14 protein-coding genes and 1 other RNA gene are annotated in these 15995 nt (G+C 42.2%); 12 read left to right on the plus strand and 3 right to left on the minus strand.

Annotated elements, in window-relative coordinates:
* Nucleotides 1-79 precede the first annotated feature (79 nt).
* Complete coding sequence (tpx, locus tag FZ941_RS03690) at nucleotides 80-571, plus strand: thiol peroxidase (RefSeq protein WP_048766040.1); 492 nt, start codon at nucleotides 80-82, stop codon at nucleotides 569-571.
* Nucleotides 572-723: 152 nt separating this feature from the next.
* Here the strand turns inward: tpx and FZ941_RS03695 are convergent, their stop codons facing one another.
* The 3 genes from FZ941_RS03695 to gshAB form a co-directional block, all read right to left on the minus strand.
* On the minus strand, nucleotides 724-1980 hold the full coding sequence (locus FZ941_RS03695) for a toxic anion resistance protein (RefSeq protein ID WP_148886894.1): 1257 nt from the start codon (nucleotides 1978-1980) through the stop codon (nucleotides 724-726).
* Nucleotides 1981-2004: 24 nt separating this feature from the next.
* Entirely contained in the window at nucleotides 2005-2850 is an 846-nt protein-coding gene (locus FZ941_RS03700) for a hypothetical protein (RefSeq protein ID WP_148886895.1), read from the minus strand.
* A gap of 224 nt (nucleotides 2851-3074) precedes the next feature.
* The gene (gshAB, locus tag FZ941_RS03705) at nucleotides 3075-5327 is read right to left on the minus strand and encodes a bifunctional glutamate--cysteine ligase GshA/glutathione synthetase GshB (RefSeq protein ID WP_148886896.1); all 2253 of its coding nucleotides are present in this window, start codon (nucleotides 5325-5327) and stop codon (nucleotides 3075-3077) included.
* 301 nt (nucleotides 5328-5628) lie between these two features.
* Here gshAB and FZ941_RS03710 point away from each other — a divergent pair, with 301 nt between their 5' ends.
* From FZ941_RS03710 to FZ941_RS03760, 11 genes are all read left to right on the plus strand, one after another.
* Nucleotides 5629-6921 carry an adenylosuccinate synthase gene (locus tag FZ941_RS03710; protein ID WP_148886897.1) on the plus strand — a complete coding sequence of 431 codons (1293 nt, stop codon included), beginning with the start codon at nucleotides 5629-5631 and terminating at the stop codon, nucleotides 6919-6921.
* Nucleotides 6922-7135: 214 nt separating this feature from the next.
* Nucleotides 7136-7792: an HAD family hydrolase gene (locus FZ941_RS03715; RefSeq protein WP_148886898.1), complete on the plus strand. Its 657-nt coding sequence runs from the start codon at nucleotides 7136-7138 to the stop codon at nucleotides 7790-7792.
* A 181-nt stretch (nucleotides 7793-7973) separates the two neighbouring features.
* The gene (gene tadA / locus FZ941_RS03720) at nucleotides 7974-8441 is read left to right on the plus strand and encodes a tRNA adenosine(34) deaminase TadA (RefSeq protein ID WP_179856637.1); all 468 of its coding nucleotides are present in this window, start codon (nucleotides 7974-7976) and stop codon (nucleotides 8439-8441) included.
* A gap of 38 nt (nucleotides 8442-8479) precedes the next feature.
* Nucleotides 8480-8565, plus strand: an RNA gene (gene ffs, locus FZ941_RS03725) — signal recognition particle sRNA small type.
* Between the two features lie 400 nt (nucleotides 8566-8965).
* The gene (locus tag FZ941_RS03730; RefSeq protein ID WP_125382871.1) at nucleotides 8966-10315 is read left to right on the plus strand and encodes a glucose-6-phosphate isomerase; all 1350 of its coding nucleotides are present in this window, start codon (nucleotides 8966-8968) and stop codon (nucleotides 10313-10315) included.
* Nucleotides 10316-10499: 184 nt separating this feature from the next.
* Nucleotides 10500-11300 carry an SDR family oxidoreductase gene (locus FZ941_RS03735; RefSeq protein WP_048766056.1) on the plus strand — a complete coding sequence of 267 codons (801 nt, stop codon included), beginning with the start codon at nucleotides 10500-10502 and terminating at the stop codon, nucleotides 11298-11300.
* Between the two features lie 62 nt (nucleotides 11301-11362).
* Complete coding sequence (locus FZ941_RS03740; protein WP_125383175.1) at nucleotides 11363-13189, plus strand: PTS sugar transporter subunit IIA; 1827 nt, start codon at nucleotides 11363-11365, stop codon at nucleotides 13187-13189.
* Nucleotides 13189-13686, plus strand: a complete 498-nt coding sequence (locus FZ941_RS03745) for a transcriptional regulator GutM (protein ID WP_125382868.1) — start codon at nucleotides 13189-13191, stop codon at nucleotides 13684-13686. The genes FZ941_RS03740 and FZ941_RS03745 overlap by 1 nt, the downstream gene beginning before the upstream one ends.
* Nucleotides 13683-14225, plus strand: a complete 543-nt coding sequence (locus tag FZ941_RS03750) for a PTS glucitol/sorbitol transporter subunit IIC (RefSeq protein WP_125382865.1) — start codon at nucleotides 13683-13685, stop codon at nucleotides 14223-14225. Before FZ941_RS03745 ends, FZ941_RS03750 begins: the two co-directional genes overlap by 4 nt.
* Nucleotides 14226-14241: 16 nt before the next feature.
* Nucleotides 14242-15222: a PTS glucitol/sorbitol transporter subunit IIB gene (locus FZ941_RS03755; protein WP_048766067.1), complete on the plus strand. Its 981-nt coding sequence runs from the start codon at nucleotides 14242-14244 to the stop codon at nucleotides 15220-15222.
* A 98-nt stretch (nucleotides 15223-15320) separates the two neighbouring features.
* Complete coding sequence (locus FZ941_RS03760; RefSeq protein ID WP_048766068.1) at nucleotides 15321-15692, plus strand: PTS glucitol/sorbitol transporter subunit IIA; 372 nt, start codon at nucleotides 15321-15323, stop codon at nucleotides 15690-15692.
* Nucleotides 15693-15995: the final 303 nt, after the last annotated feature.

The following is a 15995-nucleotide window of genomic DNA, read 5'->3' on the forward strand; positions in this document are numbered from 1 at the left end:
CAAATTTTCGGTCAAATTATTCGAAAAAAATCACAATTCGCAGTACAATGGAGCTATCAAACATGAATGGAGACTTCCTATGACAACTTTTCTCGGAAATCCTGTAACCTTTACGGGTCAGCAACTTCAAGTCGGCGACACAGCCCACGATTTTAGCCTGACAGCTACTGACCTTTCAAAGAAAACTCTGGCTGATTTTGCTGGTAAAAAGAAAGTCCTCAGCATCGTACCGTCTATCGATACTGGTGTCTGCTCAACTCAGACTCGTCGTTTCAATCAAGAACTCTCTGACTTGGATAATACCGTTGTTATCACGGTTTCAGTTGACCTACCTTTCGCCCAAGGCAAATGGTGTGCTGCTGAAGGCATCGAAAATGCTGTCATGTTATCTGACTACTTCGACCATTCTTTCGGCCGTGACTATGCTGTCCTCATCAATGAATGGCACCTTTTAGCCCGTGCAGTCCTTGTCTTGGACGAAAACAACACTGTGACTTACGCTGAATATGTGGATAACATCAACACCGAGCCAGATTATGATGCAGCCATTGCGGCAGTCAAAAGTCTGTAAAGAATTATACTTTTCCAAAAAATGCACTTAATTCTTCATAAGAGTTGAGTGTATTTTTGTCTTCTTGACTAAAAAATTTGGAGAATATAAAAAGACAAACATCAATTTTGACGTTTGTCTACGAGTTGAAAGAGCTTGGATGGCTCTTTTACTTATTCTAAAGTTAATTCTTTCTGGGCTTCCTTGCCTTGATCCAGCAGGGCTTGGATAATCTTTTGATCACGCAGTTTGACAGAGTTGTTGATAGTCTCTGCGGATTGGATGACGGCCGCTTCTAGCAGAGCGCGTTTTTCCCGTCCCTTATCAATGGCTTCGATAATGCCTTGGTTTTGTGCGACGAGGCTTTCTGCTAGCTTGGTGACAGACTCGACAGCGATAGTAGGGCTTTGGGAAATCCGCTCCAGCTGAGGGATAACTTCCTTGCTGGTCTCAGCGAGCATTTGCAGGGCAGCGTTATTGGCATTAGAGATGGCGTCAGCCACCTGACCAGACTTCATGGATTGCTGGAGAATGCCTAACTGGGCGATAGACAGCTTCATCGTTGGAATGGTATTGCGGCGGAGCATTCCAAGCTTTTGTCGCATATCAGAAGAAACCTTGACCAGATTGCGCATTTGAGGCGTGGTTGCCCAAGCCACATAGAGACGGCTGACATATTCAGTGTGTTGCTGCTCTAGGGTATTGACCACCTCTGTCATTCGGGCTAATTCTTGCGATTTGACTTGGTAATCAACGGTTGTCATATCTAGCTGAGCGACTTCAGCCTGCAGCTTGAGTGCTCGATTGCCAGCTTCTTGCTGAGCAGCTTCGATAAAGGAAATGACTCCGACGAGGTTTTCAATTGATTTGGTATTGTCCTCAATCAGCATTTCAGCAGAAACAATATTGCGAGCCAGAACGTCCTCTTGCTTGACGACCGTTGCAGCCATGCCGTCCATTTTCTGCTCAATATTTTGTGAGTCGAAATAGAATTCTTGAAGGGTGTTTTTGCTCTGTTTGAAAAGTTTTTCCAGGAAATTAGGCTTCTTGTCTAGTTCTGCTACTTGAGCGTCCTTGTATTTTGCGACAAAGCCATTGAGTTCTTTGTTAGTGTTTTTTAAGAGCTCATCTACCTGAGGAATTTGTAATTTTTTCTGTTCGGCTAAGATACGATTGACAGTACCGTTGACCTCTTCTACAGCAGATTGGCCAAAGTCCAGCAAGGCATTTTGGTCTGACACGAAATTATCCACAAGCTGAGGCGCTTTAGCCGTAATCGCGCTCTGTTGCTCAGGAGTCAGCTTTTCCAGAAAAGTGAGCTGTCCGTTTTCTTGGATTGTGTTGGCTTCGATGATTTCTGTTGTTTTGTCGCTTTTGCTAATGGCATTGTTGGCAATTTTATCAATGTCAAAATTAAATTCTTGGCTCATAGTTTCTCCTTTGGTTTATCTAGCTTAAAAGCCAGTGTCTGTTTGCTTTTCTTTGTCTAAGATACGCAGGCTAATGTCAAAATCTCTCAAATCAGCTTCATTTAATTGGCGCAGCGCCTCGTCTAGGTCCAAGTCAAACTGCTCGATAGCTGCTTTGGCTTTGGCTAGTCGCTCCTCTGCATTGTAAAAATCTTTGGGAGAAGCTTTGATTTTGAGGTAGCCTTCTAAAATATCTTCGTAGTGCTCCATCTGGGACTGATGGATGGCAGTCAGTTCTTCCTTGTTGTTGCTTTCGGATTGAGAGATTTTTTGCAGAATGGCCTCGTGGTCAATCTGAATATTGTGAACCGTAGCGACCAATTCTGGGGCTAGCTCTTCTAGACTAGTTTTCTTAGGCTGCGCTTCTTTTTGCCTTTTCTCACGTTCAATCTTTTGCAGTTGTTTATCAATTTCTTCGGTTACAGTAGCAATTTTAGTCTGAATGCGCTGGTAGACAGAGGCAGGGATTTCATCTCGCAATTCTTTAGCAACGTTTTTGATATAGGTGAGTTGGGGAAGAATTTGCAGAGCTAAATCCTGGTAATCTTCCTTCTTGCCGTATTCTTGGTAGCTTTCTAATTCTTTAATACGGCGGTCAGCCTGCCCAATCTCTGCTTTTAAATCTTCAATACGGCCAATGCTGGCTTGTTTAGCTTCAATACGAACTCTTTTCTGCCTTTGGTAGCGATAGATTCCGTAGCCAATACCTCCCAAAATAGCAATGGGGATCAGATAGCTGGCTACCACTCCAGAACCAAAAATAATTGCAAGTATCCAAATCCAGCTAAACCATTCCGGCTGCTGGTTAGAATAATTCTTTCTTCTTGACATGAACCTTTCTCTTTCTTCTCAATATGATATCTCTATTTTAACATAAAAGCTGGTTTTTGAAGGAGAAAGATTGATATATTCAATCGCACTTTTAGATTTGATGAGAATGTTTGCCTCATCAAGAAAGAGCTTTGCTTCCTTTCCTGCAAGCAAGCGCAAGAGTTCTTTTTTATCACAAGTGGGCAAACAAGAATCGCAAGGAATCCCCTGCGATTCTTGTTTTATCAGTCCATTTCTGGGAAAAGTTTGGCCAGTATTTTAGGTGTGATACTTTGCCCCGGCCCCTCAGCGCAATAGGTGTGCATATACATAGAGGGGTTGAAGTTGAGCTCGATGCAGGTACAGTTGGGATTTTCCTTTGTGGAAATAGCAGAGCTGTCAGGGATGATTAGGTCAACGCCACAAGCCCAAGCTCCCATAGCCTTTGCCATGTCCGCAGCTAGTTCTTTATAAGATGGGTGCATGCTGTCTGTGACGTCAATCGAGTCTCCGCCAGTAGAAATATTGGAATTGCGCCGCAAGTTAACTTTAACTCCAGCAGGCAAGATACCATCTGCTCCATAGCCTTGCTGGTCCAGCATGAGCAACTCAATGTCTCCCAGTTCAATGATTTCGAGCGGTGATCGATGGTCTCGACCGCGCAGGGGATTGTCGTTTTTGATGGCAACCAATTCTCTCACGGTGTGTTGACCGTCTCCAACGACATTAGCTGCCACGCGCAAGAGGACTGCCTCACATTGACCGTCTAAGACAAAGAAGCGGTATTCCGTTCCAGAGATGAATTCCTCCACCAAGACGGCAGCGTCTTCTGAAAAAGCAATCTCCAAAGCCTTGCGATAGGCTTCCAGGCTAGCTGGTTCTTGGAAGATAGAGATGCCCAGTCCGAAGTTAGTTGACTTAGGTTTGACAACAATTTGTCGGTTTTTAATCAAAGGATAGTAGGCCAGTCCTTCTTCAAGAGAAGAAAACTCTGCCCCAGCCGGAACAGGAAAATCAGCTGCTGCCAAAATCTTTTTGGTGACTGTTTTATTGGCCATGGCCAGAGGGATGACATAGTTATCCTTAGAGGTCATGTTTCCGTTTTTGACATACTCCACATGCTGACCATGCCAGAGCTTGAGAAATTGATCGTTTTCATCTAAAATTTCGAGGTGGAGTCCTTTCTGGAGAGCGTCAAACATCAGCATTTGAGTGGACAGCTCCATCTTTTCGTAGCCCTTGAGGGCGTAGGGTGCAGTCCAGGCGTAATCTCGATATTTCCGTGCTTTTGCCAGTCCAAATGCTGATAGGGAATTCTTTTCAATATGGGGCAATAATTGCCCTGCCAGAGTCAGCTTGGGCTCAGCCAGCGTAGCTCTGACTTGCGCTAGCAATTGGCGGTAGGCCTCAGGGAGATTGAAATGCTGAATCACATTTTCCATAGCTTGGAGAATAGCAGAGCTGTCGGCCTCTGCAGGTAGAGGCGTCAAGGGGTGAGCCAGAGCAACGGCATCGTTGAGAGCATGAGCCGCTTGTAGCTGTGTATCGCTATCTGTCACATCATCCAGCCACAATAGAGCCAAGAGAAAGAGATGGACCGTGTCCAAGGTTTCTTGACTGATGCCCAAAACGTCGAAAGGATTGAGGTCGAAACAGCGCAGTTCCAAGTAAGTAATGCCTTGTTCTAGGTAATCTCGATTTCGTTTTTGACCGCGAAAGCGCACGGGCGAGTAGAATTCCTTTTCCGCACTTAGGTCGCCAGACTTGACATAGGATTCGATGTCCGAAACATAGCTTTCCAGCGAGCGAAATGATACATGGATATGCTCGTCATTGACGTAGCCGTGATGGCTATTGCGGAGTGAGCGAACAGGAGCCTCAACTGGCTCATCGTAAAAGCCAGCTTCTGCCAGTGGAGCCGCACCATAAAGATAGGTCAAGAACCAGCGGAAACGGAGGAAATTACGAGCCAATTTGAGATAGAGGGCATTTTTGAAATCTTTGAGCGATGCGAAGCCACTAGCCTCAAAGAGAGCCGTCATCAAATCTTTTCCTAACTCGATATTGTAATGAATGCCGGAAATGGTCTGGAGGCGTTTGCCATATTTTTCCGCTAAACCTTGCCGATAATGGAGTTCGTAGGTATTTTCGAGGTGGGCAATTTCAATCTCGTCTTCTCGGAGTTGGGGAGGCATGGACAAGGGCCACATGAGTTCATCTTTGGGAATGGAGCGTCCAGCTACATCGGTGATGGCACCCAGCAGGCGACGAGCCTCCTGAGTTGAAGAGGAAATGGGCGTAATCAATTCGAGCTGTTGCTCGCTAAAATCTGTCTGGATATAGGGATGAAAACTCCGAGAACCCAGAGAGCTGGGATGGGGAGTTGATGCCAGTGTCCCAGCCTCTGTCACGCGTAGGGATTCTCTCTCCAGTCCAAAAGTCGCCTGTAAGATCGGGCTGGCAGGGTCTAGCTTTTCGAGTAAACGATCAATAGTCATTATTTTTTCCGTCCTTAGTATAGTACTTTCAGTTTATTATAAAAAAGGCCAGAAAACAACTATTCACTACGTTTTTAATGAATTTCCGAACTTTTATCGCCATTTGTTGGATATATTTCGTTAAAATAGAAAAATCCAAAAAGAATTATTCGCTTTCAAAAGTGAAAATCCAAATTTAAAAGATACCTGATCTTGAAAAAAATTCAAAATTTTCTTATAATAAAGTGTAAGATACGTTTGCAGGTGAAACTCCTGCCTTGTAGATTAAGAAAGGAAGAGCTCTTGTGGCTCAGACGAAATTATGACATCAGTTGTTGTTGTAGGAACCCAATGGGGAGATGAAGGAAAAGGGAAAATTACGGATTTCCTTTCGGCCAATGCTGAAGTGATTGCCCGCTACCAAGGCGGTGACAATGCTGGACATACGATTGTGATTGACGGGAAAAAATATAAATTGCACTTGATTCCGTCAGGAATTTTCTTCCCAGAAAAGATCTCAGTGATCGGAAATGGGATGGTGGTCAATCCTAAATCTCTGGTCAAGGAGTTGGCTTATCTGCACCAAGAAGGTGTTACCACAGATAATTTACGCATTTCAGACCGTGCCCATGTCATTCTGCCTTACCATATCGAGCTGGATCGTCTGCAAGAGGAAGCTAAAGGCGACAATAAAATCGGAACGACGATCAAGGGAATCGGTCCTGCCTACATGGACAAGGCTGCGCGTGTTGGTATCCGTATCGCTGACCTCTTGGATAAAGACATTTTCAGAGAGCGCTTGGAACGGAATCTTACTGAGAAAAACCGCCTCTTTGAGAAATTGTACGATAGCCAAGCGATGAGCGTTGACGATATTTTTGAAGAATATTATGAATACGGTCAGCAAATCAAGCAGTATGTGACTGACACATCTGTCATCCTTAACGATGCGCTGGATCAAGGCAAGCGTGTCCTCTTTGAAGGGGCTCAAGGCGTCATGCTGGATATTGACCAAGGTACCTATCCATTTGTAACGTCATCTAACCCAGTTGCTGGTGGGGTGACGATTGGTTCAGGTGTTGGTCCAAGCAAGATTGACAAGGTAGTTGGTGTCTGCAAGGCCTATACGAGCCGTGTCGGTGATGGACCATTCCCAACTGAATTGTTTGATGAAGTGGGCGAACGTATCCGCGAAGTGGGCCATGAATACGGTACAACGACGGGCCGTCCGCGTCGAGTGGGCTGGTTTGACTCCGTTGTGATGCGCCACAGCCGCCGTGTATCAGGAATTACCAACCTTTCTCTCAACTCCATTGACGTTTTGAGTGGTCTGGATACAGTCAAAATCTGTGTAGCCTACGATTTGGATGGGGAGAGAATCGACCATTATCCAGCAAGTCTGGAGCAGCTCAAGCGCTGCAAGCCAATCTATGAAGAATTGCCAGGTTGGTCAGAAGACATCACTGGTGTCCGCAGTCTAGAAGACCTCCCAGAAAATGCCCGCAATTATGTTCGCCGTGTCAGCGAACTGGTTGGAGTCCGCATTTCGACCTTCTCAGTCGGACCAGGTCGCGAGCAAACCAATATCTTGGAAAGTGTTTGGTCAAGTTTATAAGCAAATGAAGACAAGAGAGTGGGACAGAAATCGGTAATTCGTTAGAATTCGATTTCGTCGTCCCACCTCCGCACAGTTGAGTAGGGCTGTAAAAGCTGATGGAATCAGCCTAGTAGAGCCCACTCAACCACTGCGTCTTGCTCGACAATCCAAAGACAATTGAGAGGCTAGGACTTTTGTCCCAGCCTCTTTTTGAAAGCAGAAAGAGGAAAAAATGTATCAAACGATTTTATTTGACCTAGACGGTACCTTGACCAATTCAGAACTAGGGATTACCAACTCGGTGGCCTATGCCTTAGGAAAATATGGGATCCAAGTGCCAGACAAGAAAGCCTTAAGAGTCTTCATCGGTCCGCCCTTGCAGGAGTCTTTTGAGCGCTTTTATGGATTTTCTAAGGAAGAATGTTTAAAGGCCATTGACTACTATCATGAGTATTTTTCTGAAAAAGGTCTTTATGAAAATGAGGTCTATCCAGGTATCCCTGACTTGTTGGCGTCTTTGAAGCAGGCTGGAAAACAGTTGATTGTAGCTACGTCAAAACCTGAAGAATTTTCCATTCAAATTCTCAAGCATTTTGGTTTGTATGACTATTTTGATTTTGTCGCTGGTGCAACCATGGATAGAAAACGTAGTAAAAAATGCGATGTTATCCAGTATGCCTTAGAGCAAAATGGGATTACAGATTTGGCGCATACCATCATGATTGGAGACAGGGAGCACGATGTGCTTGGCGCTCAAGCGCAAAAGCTTGATTCTATCGGCGTCCTTTATGGCTTTGGTAGCAGGGAAGAATTGGAAGAAGCCGGAGCCACTTATATTGCCCAAAAAGTTAGCGATATTGCTAAAATTATCAATATTCAAAAAGCTTAAGTTTTATTTAAGATAGGCCAGCTATACTAGAAACATAAACAAAGACCTCCTAACTTTGTTTAAACCTCCTAAACTTTTTCATAATAATCTCCCATAAGAGTCGCCCAATCGGCGGCTTTTTTGTGAGTCATAAGTTGCCTGTGGTATAATGAACAAAGAAACTAAAAGGAAGAGGGAAGAGATGGACTACACGATAGAGGAAAAAGAGATATTTATGCGGGAAGCTTTGAAGGAGGCAGAGATTGCCCTCGCCAATGATGAAATACCGATTGGCTGTGTTTTGGTCAAGGATGGTCAGATTATCGGACGCGGGCATAATGCACGTGAGGAGCTGCAGCGGGCGGTCATGCATGCGGAAATCATGGCGATTGAAGAGGCCAATCAGCGTGAAAATAGCTGGCGCCTGCTGGATACGACGCTTTTTGTCACCATTGAGCCCTGTGTCATGTGTAGCGGGGCTATCGGTCTGGCTCGGATTCCAAAGGTGATCTATGGAGCGAAAAACCAGAAATTCGGGGCTGGGGGCAGTCTCTACGATATCCTGACGGATGAGCGCTTGAATCACCGCGTAGAGGTTGAAAGCGGCCTTTTAGAAGAAGAATGTGCGGCGATTATGCAGAACTTTTTCAGAAATCGCAGGAAAAAGTAGAGAAAATTAGCCAAAAAAGAAAGTTTGTGTTATACTAATTAGTGGAGCAACAGTTCTGCGTGAAGCGGGTCAGGGGAGGAATCCAGCAGCCCTAAGCGATTTGAACTGTGTGCTCTTTTTCTATGCCTCTTAACAAATCAACTCCGAAGGAGGAAGATGAGTTTAGAGACATTGACGCAGTTTGAGCAAAGTGAGAACTAGGTTCCGATATTTAAGAATCAAGCCTGTGTAAGGCGCAGATGAATATTGGAGCAGTGAATCTAGTTTGAACGGACCTGAAATGAATTCAGCTGACATCCAATCTTAAGAAGCATATTGGTTTTCTTGTCAATCAAAACTGTTCTTCTCAATAGGCCTAAGATTTGTTGACTTGCGCAAACGATTGCTCTCAGTTATGCCCTAGGGTTAGCTTATTTAGAAAAATAGTATAGAATAAAAATGTAAACGTTTTAAAATAGTAAAAGTACTTGCTTATTTTTTCTTAAAGCGTTATCATAAAAGAAAAGAACAATTGGAGGATAAACATGACACATATTAAATTTGACTATTCAAAGGTACTGGATAAGTTTGTAGCACCACATGAATTAGATTATATGCAGCCTCAAGTGACTGCAGCAGATAATGCTCTACGAAACGGAACAGGTCCTGGAGCAGAAATGACAGGCTGGTTGAATTTGCCTGAAGAATATGATAAAGATGAATTTGCTCGTATTCAAAAGGTGGCTGCTAAAATCCAATCTGATAGTGAAGTGTTAATCGTCATCGGTATTGGAGGATCTTATTTAGGGGCACGTGCAGCGATTGATTTCTTGAATAATTCTTTTGTAAATCTACAAAGCAAGGAAGAACGTAAGGCACCTCAAATCCTCTATGCTGGTAATTCTATCTCTTCAAGCTATTTGGCTGATTTGATAGATTATGTATCAGACAAAGATTTCTCTGTCAACGTTATTTCTAAGTCAGGAACAACTACAGAGCCTGCTATTGCTTTCCGTGTCTTCAAAGAACTCTTGGTTAAGAAGTATGGTCAGGAAGAAGCAAATAAACGGATTTATGCAACTACAGACCGCGCTAAAGGTGCAGTTAAGGTTGAAGCAGATGCTAATGGCTGGGATACTTTTGTAGTGCCTGATAGTGTTGGTGGTCGTTTTACAGTATTGACAGCAGTGGGACTCTTGCCAATCGCAGCTGCAGGGGCTGATATCAGCAAGTTGATGGAAGGAGCAAATGCTGCTCGCAAGGCTTATGCTTCTGATAAGTTGGCTGAAAATGAAGCATATCAATATGCAGTTGTACGCAATATCTTGTACCGTAAAGGTTATCTGACAGAAGTTCTAGCTAACTACGAACCATCTTTGCAATACTTCTCAGAATGGTGGAAGCAACTGGCTGGTGAGTCAGAAGGTAAAGACCAAAAAGGTATCTACCCAACTTCAGCCAACTTCTCAACAGACCTGCACTCTTTGGGGCAATTTATTCAAGAAGGAACTCGTATCCTCTTTGAAACAGTTATTCGTGTAGATAAGCCTCGCAAAAATGTGTTGATTCCTGAATTAGCAGAAGACTTGGATGGCCTTGGTTATCTGCAAGGAAAAGATGTTGACTTTGTCAATAAGAAAGCAACAGATGGAGTGCTGTTAGCTCACACAGACGGCGGAGTGCCAAATATGTTTGTGACCCTGCCTGAGCAAGATGAGTTCACTTTGGGCTATACTATTTACTTCTTTGAGTTAGCTATTGCTCTTTCTGGCTACCTGAATGGTATCAATCCATTTGATCAGCCTGGAGTTGAGGCTTATAAGAAAAACATGTTTGCTCTTCTTGGGAAACCAGGCTTTGAAGAGCTGGGTGCTGAGTTGAATGCACGCCTTTGATTCTCATATGCTTTGAGTTCATTCAGGATATAAAAAGATCCACAGGTTCATTTCTTGTGGATTTTTTAGTACAAGCCTCTTAATTAGTTTATTATTTTTTTGAACAGTGTAAAAAAGAGTGTCTTAATTCTTTTATGAAAGCGCTGTATAATTGCCTTGTAAATAAAATTTGAGAGGTATCAAAATGAATGATTGGTTAGACATTAAAGGCAAAACAGTTCTTGTGACGGGTGCGTCATCTGGGATTGGTAAGGCAATCGTCGAAGAATTGTTGGAATTAGGAGTCAATGTAGCGAATTTTGATCTTAGCGACAACGATTTACGTCACCCGAATCTATTATTTGTAAAAGTTGATGTAACTTCTCGCTCTGAAGTAGAAGAGGGTGTTGCCAAAATAGTTGAAAGATTTGGCAATATTGATGCGGTAGTCAATAATGCAGGGATTAATGTTCCTAGATTATTAATTGATGCAGAAAATCCTAAAGGTCCTTACGAGTTAGACGATGAAACGTTTGAAAAAGTAACAATGATTAACCAAAAAGGTCTGTATTTGGTTAGTCAGGCAGTAGGCCGGATTCTGGTTCAAAACGGAAAAGGTGTAATTGTGAATATGGCTTCAGAAGCAGGCTTGGAAGGTTCTGAAGGACAAAGTGCCTATGCTGCAACGAAAGCGGCAGTCTATAGTTACACTCGTTCATGGGCGAAAGAGCTTGGTAAACATGGTGTACGTGTGGTTGGAATTGCTCCAGGAATTATGGAAGCTACGGGACTTCGAACTCTTTCTTATGAGGAAGCTCTTGCTTATACTCGTGGAAAGACGGTAGAAGATATTCGAGCTGGTTATGCTTCAACTTCAACGACTCCATTGGGACGGAGTGGGAAACTACGGGAAGTAGCTGATCTTGTAGCGTTCTATATTTCAGACCGTTCTAGCTATATAACAGGTGTCACTACAAATATTGCCGGAGGTAAAACTCGCGGTTAAAACAATGAAGGTGGGGAAGAGAGTTGACCTTAGTAAATCGGTGGTATAATATTTTAGATAAAATGGTCTCGCAGCCAACTTATTCCTTGGTAGATATGCGCTCAGAACTGGATATTAGCTTGCAAACCTTGCAAAAGAGTATCCAACAATTAAATGATGTTTTGGCTCCTAATATCCAGATTATCACACAAGATGATCAGTTAATGTTAGAAGTGTATGACTATACAGAGTTGGAAAGGATTTTATCTGGTAGTTTAAAACAGGAGAGTGACTTCAATTCTTCCAGTAAAAGAATTGCCTATTTGCTAAAACGTTTAATTGAGTCAACCTCCCCTCTTCTTATTGACGACTTGGCTGAGGAAGTAGGTGTTAGTAGAAGTACCCTTAATAAGGATTTGAAACAAGTAAAATCTTTGGCAGAGAGTTACTCTATCACTATTTCAGGAAAGCCCAACCGTGGGCTGGAGGTCTTGGGGAGCGAGCTGAATTTGCGCTTACTCTATATTCACCAAGTGGCTCCTTACTTTGAAGGAAGGACACTCACTGAGGCAACATCTTCTTTTCTGGAGACGCTAGTTCAGGACTATAAAATCCCTAAAGAAACACAGGAACTCCTTCGAAAGACCATTTCAATTATGGTGGAGCGTATTCATACATCTAGAGTGTTGAATTGTCCTATTCCTTACTATAGGAATGATTTAACAGAGACACATTTGGCTGAGAAATTAATCTATCATATTGAGATGACTTATAAGATTTCCCTCAGTCAGTTTGAGATAGACTTTTTGTGTTTTCCGTTTAATGTCCGTTTTATTGACACTTTAAGCAAGCCGTCTTATCAATCTGAACAGCTTTCAAACATTTTTCAAGGGATTGTCAAGAAAGTCAAAGAAACAATGTTGGTTCACTTTGATGATGAAGAGTTATTTGAAGAAATCAAATCTCATCTAGGCCCCTTAATCAATCGACTGATTTTCCATGTGCAAGCTAATGATATATTTCATGGCGAGGTTCAAACTCAATATCCTTTTGCTTTTGAAATGGCAAAAATAGCTGGAGAAGAACTATCTGTAATTTTTGGTTCTGAATTGGAATTATCTGAAATCGGATATCTGGCTTTGTATTTTGAAATGATTTTAAGAAAGCAAAATTCTGCTGTTAAGGGTTCTCGCAAGCAGATAGCTGTAGTTTGCACAACAGGAAGAGGAACTGCTGCGATGATTATTCAGCAACTCAGGCGAGTCCTTGGAAATGATATAGACATTACCCAACATTCTGAAGAGGATTTTAATGTAGAGCTGAACCAGGAATATTTTGCAATTTTTACGACGGTGCCTCTGAAATATAAAAATTCCAAATCTCCAGTCATTCAAGTTAATCATCTTTTTGATGATCAATGGCTGCAGGAAGAATGGCAGAGGGCCAATGCTTTTCATCAAAAAAATCTAGAAACAGTCAGCTTACGCTTTCTTCGGTTGAGCCCCCAAAAAACCTATCAGCAATACTTGCTAAATATGGTTGCAGAGTTAGAGAAACTTCAGATGATTGATGAAGGGTTTAGAAATCGGATAATTGATAGGGAGAAAAAGCAATCAACCATTTTTGGTGGAGGAATTGCCTTCCCCCATACAATTAACCAGGGTTATGCAAAGACTATTTTAATGTTCGGAAAACTAGAAGAGCCTTATCAAAAAGAAGATGAATGGATTGAATTTATCTTTCTAGTCGCCATTCCCTCAGAAATTGAAAGAAAAATGGAAAGTGAATTGCTGGAATTGTATGACGACATTTTTCGAATTGCAGGAGAGCCTTCTCTAAAAGAAGCATTGAGGGCTGTAGAAACAGAGACAGAGTTTCTATCATTTTCTAAGAGTAAAGGAGTATTTTAATGAGTTCGCTAATAATTTTCGCTGTATTTGTCATGGCAGCTTATGTATTTCAAATGTTCCTCGGCTGGCAGCAACTTAAAGACTTCAATAAGACCTACACGATGCTCCGAAAACTGGGGCGCGTAGCGATTGGCAGGGAGTCCGGAAGAATCAAATCCGGTACGATTGTCATGTTCGCGGTTGATGAAAACGGTCGGGTTCTTAAAGCTAGCAAAATGCAAGGAGTCACAATCTTAGCACGTTTTCAAAATATGGACGATTATGTTGGAGAAGACATCCATTATTTTGACAAGTATAATCCTCTTGTGAGAAAAGAAAATAAGTTGATGCAATCAGCCATAGAAGATGCTAGAAAAGTCTATCTTTGGCATGAGGCAGGTATTGAGAAAGAGACAGGTTCATCTGATTCTTTTCTGGGATTCGGCTTTTATGCGAATTACTTACAATTATCTATTAAACAGTTATTTAAAAAAAATAAGAAAGGGAGTTCCTTATGAATCACATTACAAATTTTGCAGAGAGTTTTATGAAACTCTTCCAATTAGGTGGAGAAACCTTTATTAGCTGGATGACAAATATTGTGCCGCTTGTCTTAATGCTATTGATTGCAATGAATACACTTATCGCTTTCTTGGGAGAAGAGAAGGTCAATTCTCTGGCTAAGATTTCTGCCAAAAATCCTATTAGCCGGTATATGATTTTACCTTTCATTTCAGCCTTTATGCTGGGGAATCCGATGGCAATCAGTATGGGACGTTTCTTACCAGAATATTATAAACCTAGTTTTGTAGCAGCTCAGATGCAGTTCTGCCACACTTCAAATGGTGTATTTCCGCATATCAATCCTGGGGAATTGTTTGTATGGATGGGAATTGCAACAGGAATTCAAACTTTAGGTTTAAGTCAAATGGACTTAGCCATTCGTTACATGCTTGTTGGGCTTGTCATGAACTTTGTAGGCGGTTGGGTGACCGATTTTACAACTGCTTATGTAGCAAAACAGCAAGGTGTTACCTTGAGTAAAACATTTGATTGATAGAAAGAGTGAAATTATGTCATATAAGAGTATAAAAGTTGTTAAAGGAAATGGCGGCTTCGGAGGACCTTTGGTCATTACACCTAGTGAGGCTAAGCACAAATTTATCTATATCACTGGCGGCGGAGAAAAGCCAGATATTGTAGATAAAATTGCTGATTTGACCGGTATGGAAGCTGTTAACGGGTTTAAAACTTCTATCCCTGATGAGGAAATTGCTTTAGCAATCGTGGATTGTGGCGGTACTCTTCGCTGCGGTATTTATCCTAAAAAGGGGATCCCTACAATCAATATTGTCGCTACAGGGAAAAGTGGCCCTCTAGCTCAATATATCACTGAGGAAATCTATGTGTCAGCAGTTGGCCTTAATCAAATTTCTGCTGCTAATGAAGATGAAAAAGAGACAACTGTGGTAACAGAAAAGCCAACTTACGATACTACTAAAAAAATTACAGAGCAAAAAGCTGAAACAAGTATTGTAGCACGAATTGGGATGGGCGCTGGGAAGGTCGTTGCGACTTTCAACCAGGCTGCTCGTGAAGCCATCCAAACAATGCTCAACACAATCATTCCTTTCATGGCCTTTGTTTCCTTGCTGATTGGGGTTATTCAAGGTTCCGGTGTTGGAAATTGGCTGGCAAAATTAATGGTTCCCCTAGCAGGGAACATCTGGGGACTCATTTTGATTGGCTTTATCTGTTCCTTGCCATTCCTTTCTCCTTTGTTAGGCCCCGGAGCTGTTATCAGTCAGATTATTGGAACCTTAATTGGAGTTGAAATCGGCAAAGGGAATATTCCGCCCCAAATGGCTCTGCCAGCTATATTTGCTATCAACACTCAAAACGGTTGTGATTTCATTCCTGTAGCACTCGGTCTATCTGAAGCCAAGTCTGAAACAGTTGAGGTTGGTGTCCCTTCTGTGCTTTATTCACGCTTCCTCAATGGTGTTCCGCGGGTGCTAGTAGCTTGGATAGCTAGTATTGGTCTTTATCAGTAGACCTTTGATAGATGCACGTAAACATAGCAACTATTATGTTAAACTTATCTATAAGCATAAGTTTATGACAGATTTGAGAAAGGATGAATAGGAATTAGATGAAGAAAATTTTTGAAGCTAAAGTAATTCAAGTGGGGCCTGAAGCTCAGAATATGATTCAAGATGCCAATATGCTCATTTTGTTTGGAGAAGAAGCTCCGGAAGACTTAGCAGAGTATTGTTTTAAAATCGATAACAAAAATCTTCTAGGTGCAATACTAGAAGGTGGAAAGCTAGTCGTAGATAGTCAGGAATATTCGATTACTGCCGTAGGAAATGTAGTAGAAAAAAATCTAACTGGACTGGGCCATATCACGATTTCTTTTGATGGTTCAAAAGAGGGCAGCCTGCCGGGCACTCTCCATGTTGCAGCAGACCAAGCAGTAGTAATTGAAAAGAGCTCTACCATTCAGATTTTCGAAACTGCTTGACCATAATAAAATTTCAAATCAAGCAATTTAGAAAAATAAAAGTCTAAAACTAGGTACAACCTCCCTTCTAGGAGGTTTTTTGCTATTTTAAAAAATAGATTTTATCATGTTTTGTTAGTTAGCTCGCTATCTAGCTTGTCTTTTACTTACTTATCTATTCAGCTCTATTCAGCAGCAGTTTTCCTTTCCCTGATTATATGTTACAGTCAGAGAAGATGCAGGAGCAATGGGATAGGCTTTTATCCAGAAAGTTGAGCTGGCTGCTATTTGGACGGTTCTAGAAAAGCAGAGGACCAAGATCGG

The organism is Streptococcus sp. Marseille-P6264, from assembly GCF_902460355.1.
In the GTDB taxonomy this organism is placed as follows: domain Bacteria; phylum Bacillota; class Bacilli; order Lactobacillales; family Streptococcaceae; genus Streptococcus.